Genomic DNA, 15,845 nt, shown 5'->3' with positions numbered 1-15,845 from the left:
CTCATATATCGAATATGACGGTTACCGACGGCTCAAAGGGGTCCACCTTTAGCATATGATAGGTCACTGCTTTAACTTCGCGTCTCAGTACATGTCGGCTAGGGTCGAGTCTCTCTCCTTTGCACCTACATCGCAATTTAAAACCTTCTATATTAACCTGGAATTCTGAAAGCAGTAACTGCTTCGCATCATGCAGGTAGAGGAACTCGCTAAGGAAATTGAATAGAAGCGATTCCAAATCGTGACCTTCTACCTCGAACTCCCATGTTTCTCTAGGAACCACGGTGATAATATCTACCATCTGGTCGAAGAGAGCGTATGCAGCATTGGCGAAGCACTCCTCTAAGTTTTTACCCCGTGCCTTAATTAGCACATCCGCGGTATGCTCCAGGACCTCGTACTTCATCATGGTGATAATGAACGTTAAAGTAAATACGTGATTGCATCATCTGACCCGATTAAGGGACTCAATTTTTTCTGAATACGCGTTCCTTTACGAAAAAGCGCCTCTCCTGGATGTAAACTTTGTCAAATCTGGAAGAAAGTTTTTATTCGGTTCTTTAGGCATAGCTCCTCCCACTTTCAAAAAACGAGGATTACAGAGCTTGTCATCGAGTTCCTCCACAACTACGAACACTCGTAGCTAAGGCTATCGAGTGTCTGTGCCTACATTCTTACTCCGTTTAATTTGGATGTATAATCCTTTAGACGCAGAAAAATGCTATGAGTTCTTTGATCATTTAGGAATGCTACAACTTTTAAACTTCCTTTTCTTAAGCATTTTATGAAAGGCAAGAAAGACTATAAGGAAGGTTATTGTTGGAAGGAGAGAATGCGCATCCTTATAATCGGTTGCGGGTCGATAGGTAACGTCCTTGCACGAGCTGCCCAGGAAATGAAAGAAATCGACACCATATATTTCACGGATAAGAGCATGCAAAGGGCTGAAGCTCGATCTCGACAATATCCCAAAGGTCGATTCGCCATTTATGACGAGAAGGAGCTCTTGCGCATCATCGAGGAGGTGGATTTAGTTATAGAAGCAGCGAGCCAGGATGCCGCCAAAATGTTCGCCCCCATATGCTTAGAGAAGGGGCGGGACATCATGGTGATGTCTGTAGGGGCCTTCTATGACGACGACTTCAGGGAGCGTTGCTTCCGTCTGGCAAGCGAGAAGCGCGCCAGGCTTTTTATCCCCTCAGGCGCGGTGTGCGGCACGGACGGGCTTCGCTCAGCCCATGGCCGTATCGACGAAGTGCATCTTATAACCACAAAAGGTCCTAATGGCTTCAAGGATGTTCCATATCTCCAAGAGAAAAAAATCGATGTATCCAAACTCGAAGAGCCCAAGGTACTCTTCGAAGGAACAGCCCGGGAGGCAGTGCGTCTATTTCCTCGCAATGTGAATGTGGCAGCTACGGTGAGCTTAATGGGGGTGGGCTTCGACCGCACAAAGGTGACGATAATATGTGATCCTAGGGCTGAGGTCAACACTCATCGTCTCATCGCCAAAGGAGAGTTCGGCCAGCTCTGCTCTGAAATCCACAACGTACCATCGCCAGAGAATCCTGCCACTAGTTATTTGGCCGCCCTTTCCGCCATCTCCGCATTGAAGAGCATCGCCACCAACGTCTGGATAGGAGTGTGAGTGTTGGTTTGAGGCATCCTTTTAAGATTGGCCATGCCTTCCCTACTCTTGGTTAAAATGAGGGAAAGAGCGTTAAGGATATTCAGCCATGCACCACCCGGATTGGATGCCATCGTCCTAGCCAATGATGTCGAGCCCAACCTCGACCTCTCCTTCTTCTACGCTGTAGATGTGGAATCTGGCCTGTTCGAGCAATGTTATGTAATAATATGGCCAGATGGTTCGACTGACCTCTTCACCTCTGCTCTGGAGGAGACAAGCGCCCGTTCGTCGAGATCCAGATTGCACGTTTTTCAAAGCAAGGCCGAGAGATTGGAGATGCTGAAGGAAGCGCTAAGAGGAGCAAAGCGCATAGGAGTCAGCGGTGCCGGCCTCACTTTCAGGATGCTCAATGAGCTCAAGAGCGTGTGCGACGCTGAAATCGTGGATGTGTGGAAGGCTATCGAAGCTGCGAGATTAGTCAAGGATCAGAAGGAAATCGAGAGGTTAAGGCACGCATGTCGCATTGCTTCCCTGGTGGGTCAGGAGATTCCATCGATAATTACGGAAGGGATGAAAGAATATGAGGCCGCAGCGGAGGTCTCCTACCGCATGGTTCGCAGAGGTGCTGCTGCTACTGCCTTCCAGACCAATGCTTCTTTTGGGCCTAATTCTGCGGAGCCGCATCATTCTCCAACATCAGACCAGCTACGGGAGGGAGATGTAGCCCTCTTCGACTTCGGGGCCCTTTACAAGAGATATGGGTCAGATGTAACTCGTACTTTCTTCTTTGGCAGAGCTGATGAAGAGCAGAGGGAAATGTATCAAGTGGTTCTTGAAGCGCAATCAGCGGCTCTGAATATCATTCGCGAAGGGGTGAGTGCCAAGGAGGTCGATGCTGCGGCGAGGAAAGTTATAGATTCTTCTCGCTTCAAGAATTTAATGGTGCATTCAGTTGGTCATGGCATAGGCTTATCTGTGCATGATGGAGGTCGGCTCTCCCCTGAATCAGAACTTATCCTGAAAGAGAATATGGTATTCACGGTGGAGCCTGGCATTTACATCAAAGGCAAAGGTGGTGTGCGCATAGAGGATGATGTCATCGTGACCAAGGATGGATGCGAAATTTTGACCTTCTGTTCCAAGGAGCTGTTGGTGATCTGATGGAGGACATTTTGCAGAAAGCCGTGGATCGCATGCTCTCTGAAAAAGCAGAGTTCTGCGACGCAAGGTTTCAGACCTTGAGGCGGCTACAAATCAACATCGTGGATGGCGGCGTGCGCTCATTAACCGAGGACAACACGAGTGGAGTATGTCTCAGAGCGCGCAATCACGGCTCTTGGGGATATGCTTCAACTACATCGTTAGAACAAGGGGCAGTTCTGGAGGCAGCTAGCAAAGCAGCAAGCATTGCCCGATTGGGCAAGGCCAAGGGGAAAAGGATACCAGAACTCAAGGCTGTGCGGGGTCATTTCAGAGCTGAGGTGAAAATTAACCCCTCCTCCGTCCCATTGCACGAGAAATTGTCCTTGGCTAAGGATCTTTGCGAGGCTCAGAAAGTTGATAATAGAATCGTTAACACCAATTCCACCTATATCGAGAGCTATAAATCGAGTATGTTGCTGAACTCCTTCTCCACCTGCTTGAGATGGGAGGAGATGCGAGGTAGGCTAAGCTGTCTCAGTGTGGCCTCTGAAAGTGCTCGCACGGAAGTGTACTATGATATGCACGATGGGAGCGGGGGCTTCGAGATGTTCAAGCCATTGGACATAAACGAAATGGGAGCCCTTTGCGGGAGGGAAGCCGTAAAAATGCTATCCGCTAGGAAGTGCCCTTCGGGAGAGATGACCTGCATCAGCGATCCTATGATCTCTGGCTTGTTGGCGCATGAGGTTATGGGGCATGCTTCTGAAGCCGATGAGGTGGTTAAAGGAAGAAGCTTCCTCTCGGGGGTTGTTGGAAGAGAGGTCGCAAGCGATCTGGTGACGATGGTGGACGATGGCACTGTTCCAGGTGCCTATGGTTCCATTCCTTTTGATGATGAAGGAACGAAATCTTCGCGCACCACCATTATAGAAAAGGGTGTTTACAAAGGATATATCCACTCTCTGGAAACCGCAGCTGATCTGGGTGTGGCGGAAAGCGGGAATGGTAGAGCGCAGGATCCGCATCATCGGATATTCGTGCGCATGACGAATACTTTCTTTGAGGAGGGCGATTGGTCCCTCGAGGAGATGCTAGAAGGAGTAAAACTAGGGGTTTTAACCGATAAGGCCATAAGCGGAATGGAGGACCCCGTGGGTGGGGGTTTTGAAGCCAAGGCTTTGCGCGGCTTCCTTATCGAAAACGGCGAGATCAAGCACATGCTCAAGGGCTTCACGCTAACCGGCAAGGCTTTGGAGATTCTCAAGACCACCGATGCTGTATCTAAAGAGGTGCGTCTCGACGGAGGGACTTGTGGGAAAGGAGTGGAAGACTACGTACCCGTATCATCTGGGGGGCCTTATTGCCGGTCCCGGCTCATTCTCGGAGGTGGTTGAGACGTCCATCCAAGAGTTGGCCATGACCGCCTTGAAGATGGCTAAGAAAGAAGGAGCGGATCATGCTGAAGCCTATGTAACCAAAACGAGGTCCCTATCCGCGTACCTAGACAATTCCAGCGTGAAAAGCGTGGAAGAGAAGCATGACGCAGGCCTAGCTGTGAGGGTGATTAAGGATGGACGTGTGGGTCAATCCTCGACCTCATTCTCATCGCAAAAGCAGCTAGAAGCATGCGTGCGCAGGGCTATGCACGCGGCCTCTCTATTACCTCAGGACGCGGTGTTCAAAGGCTTTTCCTTCCCCGTCAAAGAACAGGTCAAGGTCCGCAATCGAGATCCCGCAGTGGCTTCCGTAACGCCCCAGCTCTTGACCGAATTAGCAGTGCAGCTGATAAGTTCAGTGCAAAGCGGAAATGGAGTGAAAGTTCCTACTGGTGTGATCAGAGCAGCGGATTTCCAATCCGTGGTTGCCAACACCAATGAGCTTATGGCGCATAGAGAGGCAACATTGTTGCATGTTTTGGTCACAGCTATGACGGAAGGGCCCTTCCCAGGAGAAGGGGTGGAGAAATTCCACTCACCCTGTCTGAAGGATTTGAACGTAGAATCACTGGGCTCATCTCTAAGAATCAAGGCCTTGGCTGCCTCCAAAGCGCAGGCTTTTCAAGGTCACTCCAAGGTCCAGGCAATAATCCCTCCTCACGAGCTCGCAGACATGCTTCAGGGCTCGGTGTGCTTCGCGCTGAGCGCTGAAAACGTCAACCGCAAACGAAGCCCCTTCTCTAGTCAAATGGAGCGCAAGGTAGCGTCCCGCTCCCTAACCCTGATAGATGACCCCTCGGACAAACGGGGCATGCTCTCGTCCCCATTTGACGATGAGGGTGTTCCAACGAAAAAGAGAATGTTGATAAAGGAAGGCATTCTGAAAGGTTTCCTATACGATCTGTATAACTCCTACCTCTCTCGCACCGCACCTACGGGAAACGGTCTCCGTCGTTCCGCCACCGAGACCATTGGCAGCTACCAGTTGCCAGTGAGCATAGGGCCGATATGTTTGGTTCTAAAGCCTGGTTCACATGATAGAGAGGATATGATAGCCGAGATGAAGCATGGTTTAGTGGTGGAAAAAGTGGCTTCGGCGGAGGTGCATCCTATAACTGGCGACTTTGGGCTAGAGATCCGCCTGGCACATCTGGTGGAGAATGGGGAGAGGAAGTGTTCTTTGAAACATTGCCTTCTTTCTGGTAATATGTTCCGCGCGCTGAACCAAATTGTTGAGGTGGGAAAGGATGCCACGGTATCTCAGAATGCCATTCTGCCTTCTGTCCTCTTCGACGATCTGGAACTGGTCGGTGGAGAATGAGTCACTCCTCCTCCACGAATCTCAGAGCGGCGGAATTGATGCAATAGCGCCTTCCACTGGGCGGAGGACCATCTTCGAAGACATGCCCTAAATGCCCTCCACAGGAAGCACAGACCACTTCCGTCCGCACCATACGGAAGGTTCTGTCCTCATGGTATTCCACAGCATCCGGTGCAATAGGTTGCACAAAGCTGGGCCAGCCTGTACCTGAATTGTATTTCGACTCTGAGGAGAATAGTTGATTGCCGCAGCCGGCACAGTAGTATTTTCCATGTCTTTTATTGTCAAAGTATTCATTACGGAAGGGAAGCTCTGTGCCTTTAAGACGCAAAACGCGATACTGTTCTTCAGTCAATTCCCTCTTCCACTCTTCCTCGCTCTTGATTACCTTTTCCCTCTTCATGTCTCTCCAGCTCTTTCTTAGAGCAGCCCGTATTTTAGGGTTGTTCTCTTCATTTCGCACGCAGATAATGAGGAGGCAAGCCTCAAGAACATAAAGTGGCAATGGGAAAGTGGTAGGATGAGCGCTCACGCTGAAGAGAAGGTTCTGTGTATGGGCCAGCCAAATGGCGGACCATATCCTATATTCGGTAGGTTAGAGCAGCCGCGCCCTACCTCAGTCCGGGCGCCTTTGTGCTTGGATCTGGCCACCATTGACTCCACGGAAAGATTTTCCCATGGAGCGGGAGGTGGTGGCATTGGCCTTGCCGTGGAGATGCATGTGTTCCTAAAGATAATACCAAATGATAAGTGGCAAGTGGAAGTAGTGCCGGATCTAGCGGTGGAGCATGTTTGTCGGAGCATTTGCAACCTCGTTGGCTTGGATAAGGCCTTTCGCATTACTACCCCTGAGGATGCCAGCGTGCCCTTCGATGCCAGCACAGAGATAATCGCCGCCGCTGCGGCAGGGGTAAATGCTTCACTGGGAAAGCCCTTCACGCAAAGGGAGCTGAGGCGCATAGTCTCTCATAACTTAGCTAATGAGAATTCTGGAGAACTCATTCTGGCTCCCGACAATGGTGTGCGGGTAGCGGGGAGTTTTTTTGGCGGTCTGGTGATAGTAACGGATGAGCTCGAGATCGCATGCCGCACGCCCCTTCCCGAAGAAGGCTTGATCCTATTGATTTATCCTGATGCTGCGGCCACTACATTGGACAGAGTGAAAATGATCCAAATGGACGAGAAAGATAGGGAGAAGAAAGCCCTGGAGGTTCTCATGAGGCTCATGCCCGCAGCGATTAAATCGGATATAGGAAAGATGGGTGATTCCATTTACCGACTGCAGTTGCTAGGGTCCAAAGTGGCGGAGATACGTCGTTTCGGCTCCGGCCAAGAAATCTATAGGTTGATGAGCATGCTCCGGGTCAAGGGCTGCAAAATAGTAGCTATGCATGGTGACACAGGCATAATCGCTACCTATCTTGATCAATCGATTATAGAAGATGTTCTAGAGCTAATCCAGGACTCGAAAATGGAAAAGATAATAACCAGGCCAGATAACAAAGGAATGAGGATCACGATCACAAAATGATCAAGCCCTTTCCAAAAAGATGCGTGTCCTATCTCCTAATTCCTTGAGAGGGGCGATGTCCGAAACCACTCTCCCCAGAGGGGTCACTGGGCTATAGGCTTCGGGCAAAGGTCCCTTGCTAACTGGGGTCGGTCCGAAGAAAATGCAGAAAGCCTCCCCCTCTGGCCAATACGCTATCTCTCCCACTTCCATAATCTTCTTGCCATTCTCCAATTTATGTTTCACCGGCACCGGGAAATATATCTCCTCCCCCCAAACGTTGATATATTCATCTATGGGGAGGACCTCATAAATCGCCCTGGAGGTCTCGGAATCGTTCAATTCCATGTATATGTCATGCTCTGGCGTTCTCATCACTATGCGCATCATATCACAAATTCTGCATTACTAGACTCTAACAAATTATTTTTTCTGCTTAACTCTTGGGGTTCAGGTCGAACGAAAAACGAAAAAGGCATTGACGCGTTTTCGCGCCTTCACAAATATAAAATCATCAAATATAAAAATCAGAGCGTAGGTAGTCAGATTCCCAATAAACAAATAAGAGTTTGGCTGTTTGACGTCCCCCCTCCTCATATGATAACCGAAGATTGTGGAATCATCGGCTCGATAATAAAAGATGCTAAAGGGTTTTTTATCATTCCGCCTTGATCAGCTGCGCTCGAAAAGGGCGCGGATCTCCTTCCCCACGGCTTCTATCTTGCTCTCTGCTTCCTCTTTCTCCATGGCCTGAAGCTTCTTCATCCCGCTTTGGGCATCGGCCAACCATTCCTCGGCGAACTTACCGGACTGTATGTCTTTAAGCATCCTTCTCATGGCCTTTCGCGTGTCCTCAGTGATGATGAGATCTCGCTTTGAAAGGCCTCCGAACTCTGCGGTATTCGATACTGAGGTCCACATCTTCATGAGCCCTCCCGATTGAATTAAATCGACGATGAGCTTGAGTTCGTGGAGGCATTCGAAATAGGCTATCTCAGGTTGATATCCATCCTCCACCAGTGTATCGAAACCCGCCTTTATCAGGGCAGTGACGCCGCCGCAGAGCACGGCTTGTTCTCCGAACAAATCGGAAGTGGCCTCTTCTCTGAAATTTGTTTCCAGCACACCTGCTTTTGTAGCGCCGATGCCTTTGGCAAGAGCCAAAGCGATCTTCTTGGCGTTGCCGGTATAATCCTGATGCACTGCGATCAGCGCTGGAACCCCAAAACCTTCCAGGAAGACCTCTCTCTCCCGAGGTCCAGGAGCCTTGGGTGCCATCATGATGACGTCGACATTTTTAGGAGGTTTCACCGTACCAAAAGTAATGCCGAAGCCATGTGCGAAATCTAGAGCCGCTCCTTCCTTCAGGTTAGGCTTGATATCCTTCTCGAAGACAGCTCCTTGGATTTCGTCTGGTATCAGTATCATGACCACATCTGCGCCCTTCACTGCTCGGGCCACCTCATCCACTTTCATGCCGTTCTTTTTCGCCTCTTCCCAGGACTTGCCTCCCTTTCTGAGTCCTACCACCACATCTAGACCAGAATCTCTTAGGCACATGCTCTGTGCTTTTCCTTGACTGCCGAATCCGATAACGGCTATTTTCTTTCCTTTCAGGACGTCCAGGTCGGCGTCGGCATCATGATATATTTTTGCCATCACATCACCTATTGAAATGGTTGTCGGCGACAGTTAGAAGCGAGCGCATATAATAGGCTTCGCTGATATCGCCTTCTCCTAATTACGAGCGGAGATTGTGTCGAAGGGAGCGATTTCAAAAAAAGAGCAGGGAGAGCATCATGGTCGGTGATGAAGAGCGAAAGAATCCTACCAGGTTTGTGATCATCGGAGGATATCTCGGGTCGGGCAAGACAGCGCTGGCCACGGCTGTGGCCAGAATCCTGTGGGATGGTCATGGCAAGTCTACGGCAATAGTGACTAACGATCAAGGAAACGTGTTGGTCGATACTCAATATGTGAAGGATGCTGGCTTCGATGTGGCTGAGGTTCTCGGAGGATGCTTTTGCTCCAAATTTCCCGAACTGGTGAAGAACGCGCGCACCTTGGTAAGCATGGGGCGTCCCGATGTTATAATAGCCGAGCCTATTGGCACTTCAACCAACATCCTTTCCTCAGTGGTCGCCCCTCTGCGGGCTATGTATCCTGATGAGTTCCAAGTCGCACCTCTGCTTGTTGTGCTGGATGGGGTTCGCGCCAAGGACCTTTTGGCCAGACCCTCAGGATTTGGCTTTGGCAGCGAGGCTCGGATCATACCGCTCAATCAGGTCCATGACGCTGAGGTGGTGTTGATTTCCAAGTGCGATCTGCTCACCCCCTCGGCGATAAGTGAGGTGGAAGTAAAGGTCAGGGAGGAAGTACCAGAAGCGGAAATAATACCCTATTCGGCAAGGTCTGGATTGAATCTTGACAGGATAGTTGCCTTAATACTTTCGGATCGAATGAGCCAAAAGAATCCCAAACCTGACGATCCAGCTCTCTTCTCCATGGAAAAAGCCTCGATGGGATGGCTGAATCTTTCAGGGGCCCTGGTTGCCGAGCGCCTGGACCTCTCCGCATTCATTACTTGTATTTTAAGAAAGGTGGCCGAAGCATTCCCCGCCCGCCTTACTGGCCACGTCAAGATATTCGTGGCATCGCCTAAGGTGGCGGTCAAAATGAGCTTGGTTGAAGGCGAGGTCCAGGTCGAAGGCCTTAAGGGAGGGCGATATCTAGAAGGTGAGGGCAAGCTAGTGATTAATGCTCGCGTCTCCGCCTCTCCTGAGAGCTTGAGGAAGGCATTCAAGGAAGCGGTTGATGAAGCCTGTGAGAAGCACTCCGTTCGACTAATGCAAATCGATGAGGCCTGCTTCAAACCTCGTCCAGATGCCCCTGACTTTATGTTTGGTGAGAAGCGCAGATAAGGGTATTATTCCAGACCTCAGAGGGATACCTGCTCATTTGCACGCCCAGTTGCATTTACCAGGAACGACATCAGTGCTCATCTTTCCCGCTGGCACCATAGGGAGCACATCCTCCTCTGGATCCACTATGATGTCAACCAGATAAGGTACCTGCGACCTCAGGCCTTTCTGGAAAGCTTCACGCAGCTCAGATGGCCTCTCCACACGTATCCCTTCAGCTCCGAAAGCCTCTGCTAATTTCACAAAATCTGGATTGGCGTGAAGGCTGGTGCCCGAGTATCTTTGTCCCCAGAATAGCTTCTGCCATTGCTTGACCATGCCTAACCATCCATTATCCATCACGCAGACCATAACGGGAAGATTCTCTTGCACCGCCGTGGCGAACTCATGGAATACCATCTGAATGCTCCCGTCTCCTGCAATATCGATCACCGGTCTCTCACGATAGGCTATCTTTGCCCCCAAGGACGCCGGGAAGCCGAAACCCATAGTTCCCATCCCCCCTGAGGTTATGAACTGGCGGGGATGACGCACCTTTAGGAAATGCGCCGCCCACATCTGATTCTGTCCTACCTCTGTGGTGATTATGGTATCATCGGTGATGACTTTCCCAAGCTCGTAAATCGCCTTCTGGGGCTTAATGGGAGTTGATTCATCATCGATACGGCAAACGCATTTGGCCTTGAATTCCTGGACTCGCTTTGACCAGGGTGTGTCATGCTTTCCCTTTCCTAGCCCTTTTATTATCAATTGTAGAGCCTTTTTCGCATCCCCCACTAAACGCACCTTGGTGCGAGGGTTCTTCCCCGCTTCTATGGGGTCGATATCCACATGAATGATTTTTGTAGTGAGGGGGATTTCATTGGCATGAGGTATGGTCCGATCGGAGAACCTAGTTCCTACTGCCAAGATGAGATCGGCCTCCAGCAGGCATTTCCTCGAGCACTCCCTTCCATGCATGCCTAATATGCCTGTGGATAAGGGGTGCTCTTCAGGAATTATCCCCTTACCCATTACTGTGGTTATAACTGGCATAAGCATCAGCTCTGCCAACTTCACCACCTCGGGGCTAGCGTTAGACCATATAGCTCCACCTCCCACTAACATGACTGGTCTCTCGGCATTCATGAGCATGCGGATGGCTTCCAGGATCTGAGACAGATCCTCTGACGGAGCCGGAATAGGATAGGACTGGTCTAATAGCTCATCCGGTACATTCCCGTTCGAGACATCTACCGGCAGGTCCACATGAACAGGGCCCATGCGGCCGGTCCGGGCTATATTCATCCCCCTCTTTATCGCCTCTGGAATCTGTTTAGGGTCCAGTACTCTAAAGTTGTGCTTGGTGATGGGCATCATCAGGCTGAAGGTATCTGCCTCCTGGAACCCAGCAGTGCCGATAAGATGTGTTGCAACTTGACCTGTCAGTACGAGCATGGGGCTGGAATCAGCATACGCTGTTGCCACACCAGTCACCAGATTGGTCGACCCAGGACCGGAGGTGGCTATGCAGACGCCTGTTCGTCCCGTGGCCCTTGCATATCCATCTGCCATATGAGCCGCGCATTGCTCGTGTCGCACCAGAACATGATGTATACTCGAATTCAAGAGGTCATCGTAGATGGGTATTACCACTCCACCAGGATACCCAAACATTACCTCCACGCCCTCCCTTTCCAACAGCGTCAGCACAGCCTTCGAGCCCTTCAAAAGCACTCCTCCTTTCTTCCAACAATCTTTGAGGACACCCTTTAAAAAAAAGAGTGCCCTCTAACACAGAACAACAATCACCGTGCCAAGCAAAGTTTGTGGCGCAACAGAGCACGTGATATTGGTTCGCACGGTTTTCTGACATGCGAGACATTATATATAACATTTCGTAGCTACGTTTCACAATCCTCGGTGGGCATCCATTATTAGTCCATCGGGGATTGAGGATTATTTACATTTAGGATAAGGAAAATAAGCATCCTAGGCACAAGCTCATCAAATCTTATTATCAGGCATTCGATTGTGGTATGAGCTCATGACCGTAAAGGACATATTTCAAAAAGCTTCGAAAAGCAGACTATTGAGCACACCCCATGTCAGTAAGGTGTGGGAATTAATACAGGACAACTCGCTTTTCACCAAATCACCTGATCATCTGCAACAAATGCGACGACAACTCACTCGCGAAAGCTTATTGTTTTTCAAGCAACGCTCTGATTATTACGCCCAATTATTCGAACGCCTGGATATAGATCCCAAGAGTGCAGGAGTGGAAGATCTGGCTAGATTAGCCATCCCTTCAGATGTACTGCGAGGCGAGGGCCACAAGTCATTCCTAATACCGGATGTGGAGCCTGAAGGCGAGAGCTTCTCCTCCTCCGGCACCACCGGGCGTTCGCCCGTGAAGCTGTACCGATCCCCCTTGGATCTGGCTATAATGGTCAAAGCCAATGCATTCCTTTTCGAATATGTCTATGGGGATGTGCTGGAAGAAGGAAAAGGCATCGCCCTCTTCATGGCTGCACCTGAGTTGAGGCACAGGTTGAGTTTTGTCGCTTTTGTTGAGCTCGCGCTTGAGTCCAAAGGAATAGAATTGATATATGGGATGGACCTCGAAGAAGGCGTTGAAGGGGATAGGCCTTGGCAGAAGTTGACTCCTAACACAAAACGCATCATGCGCTTCTTGAAGAGCAAAGAGGAGCCCAAGCTCTTTTTCACCGCCCCTGCGGGCGTATACCTATTGGCCAAGAAGATGCAGGATATGAGCTGGTCCAAATACATATTGCAAAAATTGGCCACTGGCTCTCCCCCCTTGCGGCTGGGCAAAGGTGGAGTGGTGGTGACTGGTGGAGGTACGAAAGGCTTCGCCGACCTTCCTCCTTATGATGATATCGTGAGAATAGCCAGGAAGCAAATAACCGCACGCACCAAAAAGGGAGAGGTTAGAGCCGCTCCTTTCATGGATGTCTTAGGAATGACAGAGACCCTTACCGCGCTCATCGATCATTATGGTATCATGGAGAAGGTACCGTATCCATTGGCGGAAGTCTTTCTTGTCGATCCGCGCACTTTCGAGCCGTTGCAGGGGGAAAATGAAGAGGGCGTACTTTGCATCTTCAATCCCTTCACCACCTCTTGGTTGGAATGCTTCTACCCTGGTGATATAATGTCATCCAAGCCCTCCGACCGCTACTATGGTAAAGAGTTCATGTTCCAGAGGAGATTAACAATAAAAGAGGGATGGGAACTGCAGCGCGCCTGTGGAGGCTCGCTCGAGGAGATGATACGGGGGCGGAGGCAGGGAGCATGATCGAGCCACTTTATCTCGGAGGTGAGATCGCCGTCGTGGAGAGGGACTTGGCGGGAGAGAAGGTGAAGGAGATCTCAGAGGAAGGCATAGCCCAACTGCTCAAGGAAGGTAGAGAACTGCAGCGCGAGCTCTGCGACCTGCCTCTGGAGGAGAGGCTGGGAGTGGTACAAAATCTGGCTGAGATTTGGAGAGAACGTCTTGCAGCAGGAGAGCTCGCTGGCTTGAAGCTTGATTTGCAGAGAAATACAGGCTACCCTTCCAGACTTATCGACATGGAGATGTCTCTGGTAGCTAAAGCCTTGGACATTGAGGAAATCAAAAGAAACCTTGCATCATCATTGATTGGGGGCAAGGAATCCTTGTACTCTTTTGCTGAGGTGACCAAGGGTGAGTATATAAGAAACATGCCTGCTGGACCTGCACTGATTATAGCATCAGGGAACTCTATAATCCCGACTTTGATACCAACAGTTATCTCTTTGGTGACAGGTAACTTTACCTTCCTTAAGCCTTCCATAACCAACTATAACGCGGTGACCGAGATTTTCTCAGGCTTAAGAGAATTGATGTCTAAGTCGCCTGCTGCCCGGCTCATGGCGCGGTCTTTATGCGTGAGCTATTTGGGCCACGACTCTCCAGGGCTAAAAACCGCTCTGACCTCATCGCCTTTTGGTGTCGTCAATTATTGGGGAGGGGAGCCGGGAAGGAGCGTTGTGGCCGCACAGGTGGCGCAGAATCCTTGGCATCCTAAGCTCTTTTTCAACGGCCCTCTGACCGGAGTGGCGTTGATTGGTAAAGGGGCAGATAGTGAAGATGTAGCCAGGGGCTTGGCCATGAACATGGTCATCTATGAGCAGCAGTTATGCTCCTCTCCCACCATCGCTGCTTATCTGGGCGAATATAATGATGCTCTGGCCTTTGCCGAGCGGGTAGGCACTCATCTCGATGCTATAGGATCAACCTTTAATACGGAGGTCTCAAACGACGCTCTATTCGTCACTCATAGCGCTCGCAAGATTCTCGCCCTGAAAGGATCAAAAGTTTTGGCGTCAAGGAGAACCGATAATCCTTGGACTTTAGCCATTTCCCCTTCTAGAAGCAATCTGGATGAAGTGATGCGCTCCTTTCCTTCGTTCAACATCCATGGACGCCGGCGTTTCTTGGAGTTCGTAGTGTTAAAAGACATGATCCAGGCGTTAGATTTAATCTCTAGCATTCCGGGAATGAAAGCGTATACAGGAATAGATAAAGTGCAGACCGTAGGCATGGCCCTTCCTGAAAGCATGAGAAGGGAAGCATTGCGTCTTCTCCCATCGTCAGGCGCATATCGCTTCGTTCCTATAGAGGATATGTTCATGCGCTCCGCCGTCGAACCTTACGACGGTATGCCTTTGGCGGCATTGTTCACCTATGCTGTATACGAGCGCGCTCGTCCCATACCTCTGGAGGTTGGCTTTTGAGAATCCTGGTGACAGGCGCCACTGGCTTTCTTGGCGGTCATTTGGTGGAAGGGCTGTTACAGCAAGGGCATCAACCTGTAGCAATGGCCAGGAAAAGGAGCGACACTTCTCTCCTGCAAGGATTGGGAGTGGAAGTGAGGAACGCTGATCTCACGGATCCAAGCTCGCTCCGAGATGCCGTGCATGGAATGGAGGCGGTGATGCATCTTGCGGCATATTATACATTCAGCGGGAAGAAGGAATTGTATCAGTCTATCAATGTCGAGGGCACGAAGGCTTTGCTGCAAGCCATGTTAAAGGAAGGAGTGGGCAAGATCGTCTACTGCTCCTCCACTGAGGCCATGGGGCCTACTCCTCAAGGTATTGCCGATGAGAATTTTGAGTGCCATCCTGTTTATGAGTATGGAAGGTCGAAGCTAAGGGCAGAGGAAGCTGTCCGGCACTACGGGGAAAAAGGAATAGAATATGTGATATTGCGGCCTTCAGGAATATATGGGCCGCGCAATGTAGAGGACGTTTCCTTTTGGTTCATCACCACCTTCGCTAATTCATTTTTATCCCGGTTCATCGTCGGGGATGGAAAAAAGGTGTTGCAGTTCGTGCACGTGAAGGATGTCGTGCAAGCATTTCTTCGCGCCCTGGATAGGTTTGAAGATGTTAAGGGCAATACGTATATAATATCAGGCTCACGCGCTTATTCCTATGAAGAGATCTATGCTTTGATGGCGAAGACATTCAACAAGGAGCCGCCACGCTGGCATATACCAGTGGCTTTAGCCAAGACTATGGTGGCCCCAGTACAACTATTCAATAGGTTGAGAGGTAAAGATAATTTCATCTGGCGGGTACAGACGATGGATACCTTCAAAGTGGATCGTAATTATAGCATCGATAAGGCTAGGAGAGAGCTAGGATACGAGCCGCAACATCCCCTGCCTGACGGTCTCCGAGAAACTGTTGAATGGTATCGTCAGCATGGATATATCGAATAAGAGCTTCTCGATCGATCCTATTCGATTTTTTCATATTCTAGGGAGGGGAATCTCAGAACGTCTAAAAATCAAGCTAAAAGGCGTTGTTTGGCGAATACGACTTGCACTTTCCCACGTCCTTAGCTAGAACA

The 15,845-nt window shown here is 50.1% G+C and carries 14 protein-coding genes; 9 read left to right on the top strand and 5 right to left on the bottom strand.

Annotation, left to right across the window (positions count from 1 at the left end):
• Window position 1: 1 nt before the first annotated feature.
• Complete coding sequence (locus QW520_05695) at window positions 2-409, bottom strand: archease (GenBank protein MEM0449297.1); 408 nt, start codon at window positions 407-409, stop codon at window positions 2-4.
• 375 nt (window positions 410-784) lie between these two features.
• On the opposite strand from QW520_05695, the gene nadX reads away from it, so the two are divergent.
• From nadX to QW520_05675, 4 genes are read left to right on the top strand one after another with little or no spacing between them, the layout of a single operon-like run.
• On the top strand, window positions 785-1,648 hold the full coding sequence (gene nadX / locus QW520_05690) for an aspartate dehydrogenase (GenBank protein MEM0449296.1): 864 nt from the start codon (window positions 785-787) through the stop codon (window positions 1,646-1,648).
• Window positions 1,649-1,705: 57 nt separating this feature from the next.
• Window positions 1,706-2,791, top strand: coding sequence for an aminopeptidase P family protein (locus QW520_05685; protein MEM0449295.1), 1,086 nt, complete (start codon window positions 1,706-1,708; stop codon window positions 2,789-2,791).
• On the top strand, window positions 2,746-4,167 hold the full coding sequence (locus tag QW520_05680; GenBank protein MEM0449294.1) for a TldD/PmbA family protein: 1,422 nt from the start codon (window positions 2,746-2,748) through the stop codon (window positions 4,165-4,167). Before QW520_05685 ends, QW520_05680 begins: the two co-directional genes overlap by 46 nt.
• The gene (locus tag QW520_05675; protein ID MEM0449293.1) at window positions 4,085-5,530 is read left to right on the top strand and encodes a TldD/PmbA family protein; all 1,446 of its coding nucleotides are present in this window, start codon (window positions 4,085-4,087) and stop codon (window positions 5,528-5,530) included. Before QW520_05680 ends, QW520_05675 begins: the two co-directional genes overlap by 83 nt.
• A gap of 1 nt (window position 5,531) precedes the next feature.
• Here the strand turns inward: QW520_05675 and msrB are convergent, their stop codons facing one another.
• Window positions 5,532-5,933 carry a peptide-methionine (R)-S-oxide reductase MsrB gene (gene msrB, locus QW520_05670; protein ID MEM0449292.1) on the bottom strand — a complete coding sequence of 134 codons (402 nt, stop codon included), beginning with the start codon at window positions 5,931-5,933 and terminating at the stop codon, window positions 5,532-5,534.
• A gap of 117 nt (window positions 5,934-6,050) precedes the next feature.
• On the opposite strand from msrB, the gene QW520_05665 reads away from it, so the two are divergent.
• Window positions 6,051-7,061, top strand: coding sequence for a hypothetical protein (locus QW520_05665; GenBank protein ID MEM0449291.1), 1,011 nt, complete (start codon window positions 6,051-6,053; stop codon window positions 7,059-7,061).
• On the opposite strand, the gene QW520_05660 is transcribed toward QW520_05665, so the two are convergent.
• Window positions 7,062-7,430: a cyclophilin-like fold protein gene (locus QW520_05660; protein MEM0449290.1), complete on the bottom strand. Its 369-nt coding sequence runs from the start codon at window positions 7,428-7,430 to the stop codon at window positions 7,062-7,064.
• A 282-nt stretch (window positions 7,431-7,712) separates the two neighbouring features.
• On the bottom strand, window positions 7,713-8,699 hold the full coding sequence (ilvC, locus tag QW520_05655; protein ID MEM0449289.1) for a ketol-acid reductoisomerase: 987 nt from the start codon (window positions 8,697-8,699) through the stop codon (window positions 7,713-7,715).
• Window positions 8,700-8,839: 140 nt separating this feature from the next.
• Here ilvC and QW520_05650 point away from each other — a divergent pair, with 140 nt between their 5' ends.
• Entirely contained in the window at window positions 8,840-9,961 is a 1,122-nt protein-coding gene (locus QW520_05650; protein ID MEM0449288.1) for a GTP-binding protein, read from the top strand.
• Window positions 9,962-9,994: 33 nt separating this feature from the next.
• Here the strand turns inward: QW520_05650 and ilvB are convergent, their stop codons facing one another.
• Complete coding sequence (ilvB, locus tag QW520_05645; protein MEM0449287.1) at window positions 9,995-11,671, bottom strand: biosynthetic-type acetolactate synthase large subunit; 1,677 nt, start codon at window positions 11,669-11,671, stop codon at window positions 9,995-9,997.
• A 316-nt stretch (window positions 11,672-11,987) separates the two neighbouring features.
• Between ilvB and QW520_05640 the strand changes: the two genes are divergently transcribed.
• The 3 genes from QW520_05640 to QW520_05630 are packed head-to-tail and all read left to right on the top strand — an operon-like array spanning window position 11,988 to window position 15,714.
• Window positions 11,988-13,262 (top strand): hypothetical protein, encoded by a 1,275-nt coding sequence (locus tag QW520_05640; GenBank protein ID MEM0449286.1) that lies wholly within the window; start codon window positions 11,988-11,990, stop codon window positions 13,260-13,262.
• The gene (locus QW520_05635; protein ID MEM0449285.1) at window positions 13,193-14,722 is read left to right on the top strand and encodes an acyl-CoA reductase; all 1,530 of its coding nucleotides are present in this window, start codon (window positions 13,193-13,195) and stop codon (window positions 14,720-14,722) included. The genes QW520_05640 and QW520_05635 overlap by 70 nt, the downstream gene beginning before the upstream one ends.
• Window positions 14,719-15,714 carry an NAD-dependent epimerase/dehydratase family protein gene (locus tag QW520_05630; protein ID MEM0449284.1) on the top strand — a complete coding sequence of 332 codons (996 nt, stop codon included), beginning with the start codon at window positions 14,719-14,721 and terminating at the stop codon, window positions 15,712-15,714. Before QW520_05635 ends, QW520_05630 begins: the two co-directional genes overlap by 4 nt.
• Window positions 15,715-15,845: the final 131 nt, after the last annotated feature.

Source organism: Methanomassiliicoccales archaeon (assembly GCA_038740345.1).
In the GTDB taxonomy this organism is placed as follows: domain Archaea; phylum Thermoplasmatota; class Thermoplasmata; order Methanomassiliicoccales; family UBA472; genus JAJRAN01.
The sequence above is the reverse complement of the archived record's forward strand: the minus strand, read 5'-3'. Positions and strand labels throughout refer to the sequence as shown.